General features: G+C 70.6%; 1 protein-coding gene. It reads right to left on the minus strand.

All coding sequences use genetic code 11. The features are described from left to right. On the minus strand, positions 1 to 195 hold a 195-nt coding region (locus ACPYOM_RS24170), incomplete at its 3' end, for a hypothetical protein (RefSeq protein WP_481347929.1). Positions 196 to 231: the final 36 nt, after the last annotated feature.

The raw sequence follows: 231 nt of genomic DNA on the forward strand, positions 1-231 counted from the left end.
CCCCACGAGCATCATCGGATCCGCGTCCTTCGCGGACGGCAGGTTCTTCGTGTTGACGTGGTAGACGGCGCCCGTCAGGGTCCACGGGTAGGCCGCCCAGGTGGCGCCGGCCCAGTAGGTGTCGCCGCGCACGTCCGGCGTGGCGGCCTTGCCCGACTGGAGCTTGTAGCCGCGCATGCCGGCCTGGTAGGTCATCGGACCCGCCTTGTACAGGGCGCCCAGGTGGAAGGC

Source organism: Monashia sp. HAY1-2A, assembly GCF_056755315.1.